Origin of the sequence: Variovorax sp. WDL1, assembly GCF_001541225.1 — a bacterium.
In the GTDB taxonomy this organism is placed as follows: Bacteria; Pseudomonadota; Gammaproteobacteria; order Burkholderiales; family Burkholderiaceae_C; genus Variovorax.
Genome location: NZ_LMTS01000158.1, coordinates 160,090 through 172,413, shown reverse-complemented (window position 1 = coordinate 172,413; position 12,324 = coordinate 160,090). Strand labels below are relative to the sequence as shown.

Annotated in this window: 14 protein-coding genes and 1 pseudogene; 4 read left to right on the top strand and 11 right to left on the bottom strand. The window is 69.0% G+C overall.

What is annotated here, in order from left to right:
* The 9 genes and pseudogenes from APY03_RS44270 to APY03_RS21385 form a co-directional block, all read right to left on the bottom strand.
* Window positions 1-545: pseudogene (locus tag APY03_RS44270) on the bottom strand (serine protease); the annotation flags it as partial.
* Between the two features lie 184 nt (window positions 546-729).
* Window positions 730-933, bottom strand: coding sequence for a hypothetical protein (locus tag APY03_RS21415; protein WP_146039378.1), 204 nt, complete (start codon window positions 931-933; stop codon window positions 730-732).
* Window positions 934-1,030: 97 nt separating this feature from the next.
* Window positions 1,031-1,486 carry a hypothetical protein gene (locus APY03_RS21410; RefSeq protein WP_068679797.1) on the bottom strand — a complete coding sequence of 152 codons (456 nt, stop codon included), beginning with the start codon at window positions 1,484-1,486 and terminating at the stop codon, window positions 1,031-1,033.
* Between the two features lie 207 nt (window positions 1,487-1,693).
* Window positions 1,694-2,926: an NAD(P)/FAD-dependent oxidoreductase gene (locus APY03_RS21405; RefSeq protein WP_068679795.1), complete on the bottom strand. Its 1,233-nt coding sequence runs from the start codon at window positions 2,924-2,926 to the stop codon at window positions 1,694-1,696.
* A 353-nt stretch (window positions 2,927-3,279) separates the two neighbouring features.
* A complete protein-coding gene (locus APY03_RS41685; protein ID WP_157103441.1) occupies window positions 3,280-3,456 on the bottom strand; it encodes a hypothetical protein in 177 nt (58 codons plus the stop codon).
* Window positions 3,457-3,574: 118 nt separating this feature from the next.
* A complete protein-coding gene (locus tag APY03_RS21400; RefSeq protein WP_068679793.1) occupies window positions 3,575-4,381 on the bottom strand; it encodes a PPK2 family polyphosphate kinase in 807 nt (268 codons plus the stop codon).
* A gap of 51 nt (window positions 4,382-4,432) precedes the next feature.
* Window positions 4,433-4,861 carry an RNA-binding S4 domain-containing protein gene (locus tag APY03_RS21395; protein WP_068679791.1) on the bottom strand — a complete coding sequence of 143 codons (429 nt, stop codon included), beginning with the start codon at window positions 4,859-4,861 and terminating at the stop codon, window positions 4,433-4,435.
* Window positions 4,862-4,881: 20 nt separating this feature from the next.
* On the bottom strand, window positions 4,882-6,297 hold the full coding sequence (locus tag APY03_RS21390) for a sensor histidine kinase (protein WP_068679789.1): 1,416 nt from the start codon (window positions 6,295-6,297) through the stop codon (window positions 4,882-4,884).
* Window positions 6,294-6,974, bottom strand: coding sequence for a response regulator transcription factor (locus APY03_RS21385; protein ID WP_068679787.1), 681 nt, complete (start codon window positions 6,972-6,974; stop codon window positions 6,294-6,296). The genes APY03_RS21390 and APY03_RS21385 overlap by 4 nt, the downstream gene beginning before the upstream one ends.
* A 104-nt stretch (window positions 6,975-7,078) precedes the next feature.
* Here APY03_RS21385 and APY03_RS21380 point away from each other — a divergent pair, with 104 nt between their 5' ends.
* The 3 genes from APY03_RS21380 to APY03_RS21370 all read left to right on the top strand — a co-directional run bounded on the left by APY03_RS21380 (window position 7,079) and on the right by APY03_RS21370 (window position 10,192).
* Window positions 7,079-8,038, top strand: coding sequence for a Bug family tripartite tricarboxylate transporter substrate binding protein (locus APY03_RS21380; protein WP_068679785.1), 960 nt, complete (start codon window positions 7,079-7,081; stop codon window positions 8,036-8,038).
* A gap of 77 nt (window positions 8,039-8,115) precedes the next feature.
* Complete coding sequence (locus APY03_RS21375) at window positions 8,116-8,673, top strand: tripartite tricarboxylate transporter TctB family protein (protein WP_068679783.1); 558 nt, start codon at window positions 8,116-8,118, stop codon at window positions 8,671-8,673.
* A gap of 1 nt (window position 8,674) precedes the next feature.
* A complete protein-coding gene (locus tag APY03_RS21370; RefSeq protein ID WP_068679781.1) occupies window positions 8,675-10,192 on the top strand; it encodes a tripartite tricarboxylate transporter permease in 1,518 nt (505 codons plus the stop codon).
* Window positions 10,193-10,223: 31 nt separating this feature from the next.
* Here the strand turns inward: APY03_RS21370 and APY03_RS21365 are convergent, their stop codons facing one another.
* Window positions 10,224-10,670 carry a hypothetical protein gene (locus APY03_RS21365; RefSeq protein WP_146039377.1) on the bottom strand — a complete coding sequence of 149 codons (447 nt, stop codon included), beginning with the start codon at window positions 10,668-10,670 and terminating at the stop codon, window positions 10,224-10,226.
* A 136-nt stretch (window positions 10,671-10,806) separates the two neighbouring features.
* On the opposite strand from APY03_RS21365, the gene APY03_RS21360 reads away from it, so the two are divergent.
* Entirely contained in the window at window positions 10,807-11,508 is a 702-nt protein-coding gene (locus tag APY03_RS21360; protein WP_068679778.1) for a Crp/Fnr family transcriptional regulator, read from the top strand.
* Between the two features lie 20 nt (window positions 11,509-11,528).
* On the opposite strand, the gene APY03_RS21355 is transcribed toward APY03_RS21360, so the two are convergent.
* A complete protein-coding gene (locus APY03_RS21355; protein WP_068679899.1) occupies window positions 11,529-12,182 on the bottom strand; it encodes a trimeric intracellular cation channel family protein in 654 nt (217 codons plus the stop codon).
* Between the last annotated feature and the right edge of the window lie 142 nt (window positions 12,183-12,324).

The following is a 12,324-nucleotide window of genomic DNA, read 5'->3' as shown; positions in this document are numbered from 1 at the left end:
CCGGCGCTGTCGGCGGCCTGCCGCCATTGGCTCAGGCCCTGGCGATACAGCGGCACCGAGACTGCCGCGTAGCGCGTCAGGTCGAGCTCGTCGGTATGCACCTCGACCTCGATACGGTCGGGGAAGTGGCTGCTCGTTTCATCGGCAAGTACATGCCGGCTGGTGACGAGGAACAGTCGCTCATCGCGGCGGAAGAAAAAGCCGCTGGCACCGGACAGGGAGCACGGCCCGAGGAACGTGCTGACGCGCGTCGTGGTCAGGAGCGCTGCCTCGGTGGCACTGCGCGGCGCCGGCGGTGCGGTGCCTGCAAGCACGGCGCGTATGCGCGCGATCTCGCGCTCGAAGGTGGCGAGGACGTGCTCGGAGAGGGCGACAGGCTGCATTACCGTGCGCGCGGCCTCGGCATGCGCCTCGAACGAGCGCACCAGTTGAGCATGGGTGGCGACCGGTAGTGCCTCCAGCAATGCCGGGAGGAGGGCATCGATCGCGAGCAGGCTTCCCTTGAGTTGGCAGATGCGCTCGCTGGCATCTTGCAGGTTCTTCATCGCGTGCACCCCAAAAGAAGACACGCGGTCAAGCCGCGTTCTCGAGACAGGAGCTGCGGCAGACCCCGCCAGGGTCTGGGCGACGATCAGGTGCAGCACAAATGTTGGAGGACGGGGACCTCCTCTGGCGCCATGCCGATACGACGCAGTGTACGCCGCAGAGCCGCACGTCAGGCTCGCAGGATCAGCCTTCGCGCTCCTCGATCCAGTGCGTGCCCGAGCCGTAGGTCTCGTTGCCGGCCTTCATGGCCTGCTCGAGCGCCTGGCGGTTCTCGGGGGTGTCGGGGCGCCAAAGTCCGCCGCCATGGTGAGCGGGTACCCCCTCGACGGTGAGTTGCTCATCGTCGGTGGCGATGTCCTTGGACCAGCGCAGTCGGATTTCTTTCATGTTGGCGTCCATGCTACGTCTGCCGCGAACCGATGCAATGCCTCGCTGCTGCCGCGGGCCTCGGCAGGTCGGTCAGCTTCGGGCCGATCGGCCCACGTCAGCGGCCCGGCCAGCGACCGAATCGCTCGTAGATGGCCGACTTGAGCCGCTTGATCTCCATCAGCGCATCCAGCTTCGGCGCCTCCTTGCCAGAAAGGATCGCTGCGATATGGCCGGTGATGTCCCTGGACGCCTGCGCATCGCATGCGCAGCGCGCCAGCTCCTTCTGGCGCTCATGGGACCCCAGCTGGGCAAAGTCCTGCATCAGTGATTCGCTGACGCGCAACGACGCGGCCGCGGCGGCCAGGCTCATCTGGATGGCGGCGCGCACGCGATTGCCGAAATCGTTCTCCTCCTCGATGCGCGATTCGGCCTCCTGCATAGCGGGCGGCAGGCAGCCGATGTCCGTCGGGGCGAAATATGGAACGGCGGCGGTCAGGTGACTGCGTGCGGCGATGACTTCTTCGATGAGTGCGCGCGCCTTCTCAACTGTTTCAAGGTCCGGTGATTCCATGGCAACTCCTCCAGGTCGTCAATGTTGTACTTGATGAAGTGTCGTTGTTGCCAAGGGAGCGCAGGCCTGCGCGTCGCCAGAAATGCACTCGCGTTGTTAAATCCTCGACGCTTGCGGAGTGCGAGTCCGGAGCACGAGACCGCCGTGCCGATTTGCCATTGATACTTTTCACTTCGGCCCGGATCGAGCGCATCGCGTTTGTCCGATTCAGGGCGCAGCGGACCGCGCGCCGAACAGGCCGCTCGCGATGGACTGCGCGGTGTTGATGGAATCCGTCAGGCCCAGGTGGCCGTGGCCGACCGCCAGCCACAGGCCGGGCCAGCCGGCTGCCGGGCCGATGACTGGCACCGAGTCAGGCATGCAGGGCCGGTGGCCCATCCACTGCGTGGCATGCAGGCCGTCCAGGCCCTCGAAGGTCTCCCGCGCGATGCGCTCCAGGATTGAGCCGCGGCGCGGGTCCGGCGGGCGCTCCAGGCCGCCGATCTCCACCGTGCCGCCCACTCGCAGACCCTCTTCCATCGGCGTCACGAAAATCTTGCGATCGGCCAGCACCACGGTGCGCGAAACCGTGCCGCGCCCGCCCTGGAACTGCACGTGATAGCCGCGCTGGCTCTCCAGCGCCAGGTGCACGCCCAGCGGGTCCAGCAGCCGGCGCGACCAGGCCCCAGCGGCCACCACGACATGGTCGAAGCAGTCCTCGGCGCCATGGGCCGCGCCCGCCGTGCCGAGGCGCCAGCACCCGCCTTCCAGCGGCGTCATCGTGCGCACTTCCTCTCGCCGCAGCCGGCCGCCGCGCGCGGTGAAGGCACGCACCATCGCCTGCACATACCGGAAGGGGTTGACGATGGTTGCGTGGTCGCCCATGAACATCCCGATGCGGTAGCGCTCGCCCACGTGCGGTTCCAGCGCCAGGATGCCGTCGCGGTCCAGTTGTGTGAACGGGTAGCCGTAGTGCTGGCGCATGCGCCAGCCAGCGGCGTCCTTGGCAAGGGCGCGCGCGTCGGGATACAGGTGCAGGTGGCCGCGGCGCATGAAGAGCTCGGGAACGCCAAGTTCGCGCGCCAGCGCTTCGTGGCGATCGAGGGCGCCCGCGTGCAGCGCCGCCAGCTTGGCGGCCGAGAGAGCGACACGCGAGGGTTGGGCGGAGGCGACGAAGCGCATCAGCCAGGGCGCCGCCTTCGGCAGGTAGGACAGGGGCAGGTGCAGCGGGCTCTCTTCGTCCAGCAGCATCCGCGGCACCGATGACAGGATGCCCGGCATGGCCAGCGGCGCCACCGAGCCCGGGCTGATCGCGCCCGAGTTGCCGTAGCTGCAGCCACGTCCGGGCTCGTCGCTGTCGATCAGCGTGACGGCCGCGCCGCGCTTGCGCAGTGCCAGGGCGATGCAACTGCCGACCACGCCGGCACCGACGACGGCGACCCGCAATTCAGACGGTGGCATGGGAGCCGGCGCGCCGGCGCTTTTCCGAGGGGATCGGCCGCGCCGGCCGGGCGGCTTCCTGTGCGCGTGCGAAGCCGGGCGAGCAGAAAGCGGGGAGCGTGGTGATCAGGAGAGGGTGGCGCGGCACTGGGGGACTTGGCGGATGAAAGGCGAAGGGCGGACTCTATTACGCCATATCGTTTGCCAACGTTGCGCGCTTGGGAAGCCGGTCGGAGCCGTCGACGCGGCGCCTTCGCCGCGCCACGAACTGGCGGAGGTGCTGCGCCGCCTGGTGCCGCAATGGCCGAAGACAGTTCGGGAGATAAAAGGGGGAACTGGCCGAAATCTGAGCACGGGGCGCCGGCCGCACCGGGTCAGCGGCTGCGGGAGTCCTTGCAGGTGTCGAGGAGCGCGATCGAGTGCTCGACCCTCCGCGCGATCTCGTCGTGCAGGGGCTTGGGTGAGCGGCTGGTGGCGAGCAGTAGCAGGATGCCGGTGCCGATCACCGAAAGAAGTCCGGTCATCAGTTCGGAAATGGTCAAGACGTCCATCTGGGGTCCTTGGAGCGGGTGGCGGCTCGGAAGCAAGCGCCACGCAGTCTCTCACCGTCGTCCCGCCCCCTCAATACGCCATACGGAGGAGGACCGAGGGCCTGAAAGCGGCGCTGTCCTACTTGACCTCCAGGCCGTCCAGCGACGGGTCCGCCGGCGGCACCGAGAGTTTCATTCCCCGCATCGTCTTGATCAGCAGTTGGGCAACCATCAGGTTGCGGTTGAGCTTGCTGTCGGAGGGGATGACATGCCAGGGGGCGTGGTCGGTGGAGGTGCCGCGCAGCGCCTGCTCGTAGGCGCGCTGGTAGGCCGCCCACTTCTTGCGCACGTCCAGATCGGCAAGACGAAATTTCCAGCGCTTGCCCGGATCGTCGACGCGCTCCTGCAGCCGCTCGCGCTGCGTATTCTTGCTGATGTGCAGCATGCACTTGACGACCACCGTGCCGGTCTCGACGAGCAGGCGCTCGAAGTCCTGAATCTGCGCATAGCGGCGCTTCACCTCCGCCTTGTCGATCCAGCCCTCGACCCATGGCACCAGCACGTCCTCGTAGTGGCTCCGGTTCCAGACCATGATCTCGCCGGCGCGCGGCACATTGGCGTGGCAGCGCCAGAGAAAATCGCGCGCGCGTTCTTCCTCGCTCGGGGCCTTGAAGGCCGTCACGCGAACGCCCAGCGGCGAGGTACGCGAGAACACCCAACGAATGGTGCCGTCCTTGCCGCTGGTGTCCATGCCCTGCAGCACCACCAGCACCTTGCGCCGGCCCTCCGCGTGCAGCAGGTTCTGCAACTCGTCAAGCTCGCCGGCCAGCGTGTCGAGCCGCTCGCGCTCGACCTCTTCGTCGTCTTCGAGGAGGGGCGAGTCAGCGGGGTCCATCTTGTCGAGGCTGAATCCACTCCCGACACGGTACTTGTTGAGGCTGGCCATTCGCAGGACTCCTGGTTGTTGCTGGCGCGGGTGTCCGAGGGTAAGCGATGTTCAGTCCTTGTCGGGATCGAGCGAGGCGCTCCAGCGGTTGTCCCAATCCACGTGCCGGGCCTGGTCGAGGTCGCGCCGGTCGCGCTTGGTCGGGCGTCCCTGCACGATGCTGAGCGCCGGCTCGCTGCCCATGCGCCGCTGCTCGCGCGCGGCTGCCTGCGCGGCGAGGCTCTCGGGCGTCTCCTCGTAGAGCTGCTGCGCCACCGGCGCCGGGCCGCGCTGCCCGCTCAGGCCACGCACCCGCACGATGCGGTCGAGCCCGCCGCCGACGCGCAGCGCAACCACATCGCCGGCCTTCACTTCGCGCGAGGCCTTCGCCACCTCGCCGTTGATCTGCACGCGGTTCTTGCCGATCTCGTCGGCGGCCAGGGTGCGCGTCTTGAAGAAGCGTGCTGCCCAGAGCCATTTGTCGATGCGCAGGCGGTCCATGTCTCCGTGTGAGTGGGGTTTCAGCGATTGTCGCCGGCCAGCGGCAGCTGCACCACGGCATCGAGCCCGTCGCGCTGTCCGCCGATTTCCCTGTTGTCGAGGGCGATGCTTCCGCCCAGCGCGAGCACGATCTCGCGGCAGATGGCCAGTCCGAGCCCGGAGCCGCTGGCCGCGTCGCCAGCGGCAAAGGGCGCGAACAGGCGCTGGCGCAACTCGTCAGGGATGCCGGCGCCCTGGTCGCTCACGACGAAAAGGGCCACCCCGTCCTGGGCCCCCACGCGAACCACCAGCGCGCCGCCGCGCGGGCTGTGCTTGATGGCGTTGTGCAGCAGGTTGCGCGCCAGCTCCTGCAGCATCCAGCGGTGCGCACGCACGAGCACCGGCGCGGAGCCGGCCGAAAGCTCCACGTCCAGCGCCTTGTCGGCCATCAGCGGCGAGAGGTCGAGCGCGACCTGGCGCACCGCCTCGCCCAGGTCCAGCACCTGCCAATCGGGCTGCTGGCGCAACTGCTCGACCTTGGCCAGCGACAGCATCTGGTTGGCCAGCGTCGTCGCGCGCTCCACCGTGTCGCTGATCTCGGCGAGCGCCTCTCCGGTCGGCGCGTCGCCGCGGCGCGCCGATTGCACCTGGGCCTTGAGGACCGCCAGGGGCGTGCGCAGCTGGTGCGCGGTGTCGCGCACGAATCGCTTCTGGTGGTCGAGCACCCGCTGCAGCCGTCCCATGACCTCGGTGGTGGCATCGACCAGCGGGCGCAGCTCGCGCGGCGTGTCCGGCGCATCGATGGGCGAGAAATCGTCGGGCGCGCGCCCTTCGATCAGCTCGCCCAGATGGCGCACCGGCCGGGTGGCGCGCTGCACCACGAACACGGTCACGCCGGCAATCACCGCCAGCAGCACGAGCTGCCGCCAGAGCATGTCGACCAGCAGCTTGCGCACCAGCGTCTCGCGCAGCTCCAGCGTCTCGGCCACCTGCACCACGGCCATGCCGCGCCCGCGAGAGCTGGCCACGGGCTGCAGCAGCACGGCCACACGGACCGGCTGGCCGCGAAAGCGCGCGTCGTAGAAGTCCACCAGGGCCGCGTAGGGCGGCCTGTCCGGCAGCTTGCCGCGCCAGAAGGGCAGCTCTGCGAAGCCGGAGATCATCTCGCCGCCGAGCGTGGAGACCCGGTAGAAGATCTTGCTCTGGTTGTCGGCCTCGAAGGCCTCCAGCGCGGAGTAGGGGACGATGGCGCGCAGCGAGGCCTGCTCGTCGTAGCCCTCGACGTCGAGCTGCTCGCCGATGGTCTTGGCCGAGGCGAGCAGGGTGCGGTCGTAGGCGGTGGTCGCGGCCGCGAGGCTCTGGCGGTACAGGCTCACGCTGTTGATCACGATGAACAGCGCCACCGGCACCAGGATGCCGGTGAGCAGCCTGGCGCGCAGCGAGGCGGCGCGCATCACGGTTCTTCGCGCAGCAGGTAGCCCAGGCCGCGCAAGGTCATCAGCGCCGCGCCGGTGCCGGCGAGCTTCTTGCGCAGGCGATACACCACCACCTCGACTGCCTCGTACTGCACCTCGGTCTCGCTGGGGAAGACCAGCTCGAACAGGCGCTCCTTGGCCACCGCGTGGCCCGGCTTCACCATCAGCGCCTTGAGCAGGGCGAGCTCGCGCGGCGTCAGCTCCAGCACCTCGGCGCGGTGGTAGATGGCGCCGCTGTCGGGCTCGTAGCGCAGGCCGCCGACCTGCTGCGGGTTGTGCGCGCTGTCGGGCCCGGCGCTCTGATTGCGGCGATGCAATGCGCGGATGCGCGCCTCGAGCTCGTCGAGGTCGAAGGGCTTGGGCAGGTAGTCGTCGGCACCGGTGTTGAGGCCCACCACGCGATCGCCCACGGTGCCGCGCGCGGTCAGCAGCAGCACCGGCGTGCGCAGGCCCTGGGCGCGCGCCTGCGCCAGCACCTGCAGTCCGTCGAGGTTGGGCAGGGTCAGGTCGAGCGCGACCACGTCGGGCTCGAGCGCGCGCCACTGCGCCAGCGCCTGCGCGCCGTCGCCGCACAGGCGCACGTCGATCATGCGGCGGCCGAGGGTGCGCTGCAGTGTGGTTTGCATCGAGGGATCGTCTTCGACTAACAGCAGCTTCATGGCCGGTATTTCGGTGTTTACCCCAGTGCGCAGGACAGCCAACTGACAGCAGGGGCGCGCATCATAGCGGCGTTCCGCCTTTCCGATCCTTCAAGGAGACATGCATGCGTCGAGATACCTTCCTGAAATCCATGGCCGCACTGGCCGCCACCGGAGCCCTGCCGCTGTCGGCGTGGGCGGCCCCCAACGTCAAGATGATGATCCCGGCCAATCCGGGCGGTGGCTGGGACACCACGGGCCGTGCGCTCGGCAAGGCCTTGACGGACGGCAAGCTGGCCGACACCGTCACCTACGACAACAAGGGCGGCGCCGCCGGCGCACTGGGCCTGGCGCAGTTCGTCAATGGCTCCAAGGGCGACCCGAACGCGCTGATGGTGATGGGCGCCGTGATGCTGGGCGGCATCATCACGGGCAAGCCGCCGGTCAATCTTTCGCAGGCCACGCCCCTGGCGCGCCTGACCAGCGAATACAACGTGTTCGTGCTGCCTGCCAATTCGCCCCTGAAGACCATGAAGGACGTGGTCGAGCAGCTCAAGAAGGACCCGGGCAGCGTCAAGTGGGGTGGCGGCTCGCGCGGTTCCACCGAGCACATCGCCGCGGCCATGATCGCGCAGAAGGTCGGCGCCGACCCTTCCAAGATCAACTACGTGGCCTTCCGCGGCGGCGGCGAGGCCACCGCCGCCATCCTGGGTGGCAACGTCACCGTGGGCGGCAGCGGCTACAGCGAGTTCGCCCCGTACATCGCCGACGGCAAGATGCGCGCGATCGCCGTGACCTCGGCACAGCGGTTGCCGGGCATCAACGTGCCCACGCTCAAGGAGCAGGGGATCGACGTCGAGATCGGCAACTGGCGCGGCGTCTACGGCGCCCCCGGCATCACCCCCGAGCAGCGCAAGGCGCTGACCGAGCTGGTGCTGGCCGCGCTCAAGACGCCTGCCTGGAACGAGGCGATGAAGAAGAACGACTGGACCCCCGCCGTCCTGTCCGGCGACGCCTTCGCCAAATTCGTGGACGAGGAATTCGCGAGCCTGCGCGCGACCATGGTCAAGTCCGGCATGGTCTGACGCGCTTCGCGCGCGTATGGAGTGCGCCGAAGGGCCGCGCTCCCTTCTTCCTTCGATCACACGCAAGGGCCAGAACAATGTCCAACATCGACCCCACCTCGAGTGGGCACGTGCCGCTCGAACCCGATCCGAGGCCGCCCGCGATCTGGCCCCAGACCCTGGTCGGCGCCGGCGTTCTCCTCACGGGCCTGGCCCTGGCCTACGGCGCGATCGGCATCTCGTCGGAGGCGGGCTACGGCGGCGTCGGGCCCAACTTCCTGCCCTGGCTGGTGGCAGTGGCGCTCACCCTCTGTGGCGCCTGGATCATCTGGGAATCGCGTAGCGGCGGCTTCCGCGACATGGAGGCACCTTCGGACGGGCCTGCCTACTGGAGCGGCTTCGCCTGGGTCTCGGCCGGGCTGTTGCTCAACGCGGCGCTGATCACCACCATCGGCTTCATCCTCAGCTGCACGCTGTGCTACCTGCTCGCCGTGCAGGGGCTGCGGCGCTCGAAGGGGCAGCGCGGCGTCAATTCGCCGCGCACGTGGCTCATCGACATCGCGACCGGCCTGCTGATATCGGCCCCGGTCTACTGGATGTTCACCAAGTTCCTCGCCATCAACTTGCCTGGCCTGACCGCCTCGGGCTGGATCTGACATGGACATCTTCAATGCATTGCTGCAGGGCTTCGCAGCGGCGATCACGCCCGCGAACCTGCTCTGGTGCCTGGTGGGCTGTGCCCTCGGCACGGCCGTCGGCGTGCTGCCCGGCATCGGTCCTGCGGTGGCGGTCGCCATGCTGCTGCCGATCACCGGCAAGGTCGACATCACGGCCTCGATGATCTTCTTCTCGGGCATCTACTACGGCGCCATGTACGGCGGCTCGACCACGTCCATCCTGCTGAACACCCCCGGGGAGACGGCCAGCATGGTGACGGCCATGGAAGGCAACAAGATGGCCAAGAGCGGCCGGGCCGGCGCCGCGCTGGCGACCGCCGCCATCGGCTCCTTCGTCGCCGGGACCATCGCCACCGTCGTCGTCACGCTGTTCGCGCCCTACGTGGCCGAGTTCGCGGTCAAGCTCGGGCCGCCTGAATACTTCCTCTTGATGGTGCTGGCCTTCACCACCGTGAGCGCTGTGCTGGGCAAGAGCACGCTGCGCGGACTCACGGCGCTGTTCATCGGCCTGGCGGCGGGCTGCATCGGCCTCGACCAGATCTCCGGCCAGGGCCGCTACACCGGGGGCATTCCCGAGCTGCTCGACGGCATCGAGATCGTGCTGGTCGCCGTGGGCCTGTTCGCTGTGGCGGAGGTGCTCTACGCGGTGCTCTACGAAGGGCGCGTGGTCGAGACGCAGAACAAGCTGAGCCGCGTGCACATGACCGCCCGCGACTGGCGCCGCTCGATCCCGGCCTGGCTGCGCGGCACCGCCATCGGCACGCCCTTCGGCTGCATCCCGGCCGGTGGCACCGAGATCCCGACCTTCCTGAGCTACGCGACCGAAAAGAAGCTGGCGAAGGATCCGCAGGACAAGGCGGAGTTCGGCACCCGCGGCGCCATCGAGGGCGTAGCCGGCCCCGAGGCCGCCAACAACGCCACCGTGACCGCCGCGCTGATCCCGCTGCTCACGCTCGGCATTCCAACCTCGAACACCACCGCCATCCTGCTGGGCGCCTTCCAGAACTACGGCATCCAGCCGGGGCCGCAGCTCTTCACCACTTCGGCCGCCCTGGTGTGGGCGCTGATCGCTTCGCTCTACATCGGCAACGTGATGCTGCTGGTGCTGAACCTGCCGATGGTGGGCCTGTGGGTCAAGTTGCTCAAGATCCCGAAGCCGCAGCTCTACGCAGGCATCCTGATCTTCGCCACAGTGGGCGCCTATGGCATGCGCCAGAGCGCCTTCGACCTGGTGCTGCTCTACGTGATCGGCGTGCTGGGCGTGGTGATGCGCCGCTTCGACTTCCCGACCGCGCCGGTGGTGGTGGGCATGATCCTCGGCCCGCTGGCCGAGGCGCAGTTGCGCAACGCGATGTCGATCGGCGAGGGCAGTGCGGTGGTGTTCTTCCAGCGGCCGATGTCGCTGGTGCTGATCCTGATCGTGCTGGCGGTGCTGGTGCTGCCGCGCGCGGCCAAGTACATGAGCGAACGCAGGCAACTGCGCGCCGCGGCCGGCTGAGGGGCCGGCGGCGCGGCGCGCCGCCTTGGCCTCACTCGTCCGCCGGCATCGGTGCTGCGTGCGCGATGGTCGCGAATCCGCCGCCGCCCTGGATGCGCGCGACTTCCGCGGTGAACTCCGGTCCGTGGCGCAGCCGCCGGTACATCGCCACTTGCGCGCGGTAGTGCCCGCGCGCGGGATCGAAGTCGTCGCGATAGGCGCTCTGGCCAAGGCCGGAACGCAGCCACAGGTTCAGGTCGGCCACCGCCTCTGCGCGGCTCAATCCGCCAGGCTGCGCGTCAGGTGGCCCGACGCGGAACTCCTGCGGCGTTCTCCCTTCGGCAGGCGCCGTGGCGATGTAGTCGGCCATCACGGCCGAGCGGCTCAGGGTGGCGGCCGACGGAATCGGCGCGCCAACCCATTGCTCCGGAGGAACCGTCTGGGCAGACACGACACCAGCGAATGTGACAGCAAAAAAAGCAAGAACTTTTGTATTCATGATGAAATCTCCTCTGCGGGGTGTGTGGGTGCGGGAATCGCATCCATCACGGTCCTACTGTGAGTTGCCACCGCCCCGGGGGCTGTGCGCAAGCGCACAGGTTTTGCAAAGAGGCCGTCCTCACGGGGTCCGTGTCATGCCGCCTGATCGCTCCAGCCTGGGCCTGCAGCACATCGTGCTGCTGCAGGGCCTGTCGCGCGAGCGGCTGGAGCAGCTGGCCGAGCGCTGCCGGTGGCAGAGCCTGCCGGCGGGCAAGCCCGTGCTGCGGCGCTCCGAGCGCAAGAGCGACGTCTTCTTCCTGGTTTCCGGCCGGCTGCGGGTGACGATCTACGCAGCCAACGGGCGGCAGGTCACCTTCCGCGACTCGCTCGAGGGCGAGCATTTCGGCGACATCGCCGCCATCGACGGCCAGCCGCGCTCGGCCGACGTGGTGACGCTCACGCCCAGCGTGGTCGCCAGCCTCGATCGCGGGGCCTTTCTCGCGTTGCTGCGCGACGAGCCGGTGGTCGCCGAGCGCGTCATGCGCAGCCTCACCGCGCTGGTGCGCCAGTTGTCCGAGCGCGTGATCGACCTCAGCACGCTCGGCGTCCAGAACCGTGTCCACGCGGAGCTGCTGCGCCTGGCCCAGGCTGCGGGCATCGACGGCAACCGGGCGCGGCTGGAGCCGGCGCCGACCCATGCCGAGCTGGCCAGCCAGATCAGCACCAACCGCGAGCAGGTCACGCGCGAGCTCAATGCCCTGCGGCGCGACGGCCTGCTGGCCAAGGAGGGCCGGGCGCTGGTGCTGACCGATGCGCGCCGGCTGGTGCGGATGGTGGAGGAGGTGCGGGGTGCGTAGGCGTCATTCGGGCGCTTTCGCTAGTCGGCCCGCCAGGCCGGCAGCTTCCAGCCCGTCAGCATCGCCAGCACCCGCAGCAGCGTGACCGTGCCCGCCGCGGCCACCAGGCCGAGCCACTGCGGCATCGCCAATTGATGGACCAGCACCACCAGCCAGGCCCCGGCGAATGCGCACAGCGCATAGGGCCGGTGATCGCTGAAGGCGCGCGGGATCTCGTTGCAGACGATGTCGCGCAGCACCCCGCCGCACACCGCCGTCACCATGCCCATGAACACGGCGACGATGGGCGGCATGGCGACGTCGATCGCGATCTGCGTGCCGCCGGCGGTGAACAGGCCCAGGCCCAGCGCATCGGGCCACTGCATGGCCCTCTCGGTGAGCGCGAAATGGCGCGAGCGCATGAAGAACATGGCGCCGACGCACAGCGCGAGCAGCACCCAGAGCCAGGTCGCGTGCTGGACCCAGAAGAAGGGCCGGCGGTCGAGCAGCACGTCGCGCAGCGTGCCGCCCCCGAAGGCCGCCAAGCCCGCCACCACGCAGACGCCGACCGCGTCCAGCCGCTTGCGTGCCGCCTCGATCAGCCCCGAAAGCGCGAACGCCAGCGTGGCCGCTGCCTCGATCGCGATCTGGGCGTTGGACAGAAAGAGCACCTGGGACAGTGGGAGGCTCGACATGGCGGGCGTGGGCGGGACAAGGTGTCGATGGTAGTTGGCCGCCGGCAGGCCGCCGTGCCATGGCGCGATGCGCCCGCCGCCTCCCGACACCATGCCACGCCGCTGAGTTCCGCCGCTCCACCAGTCAGTTGCGCGCCGCGCG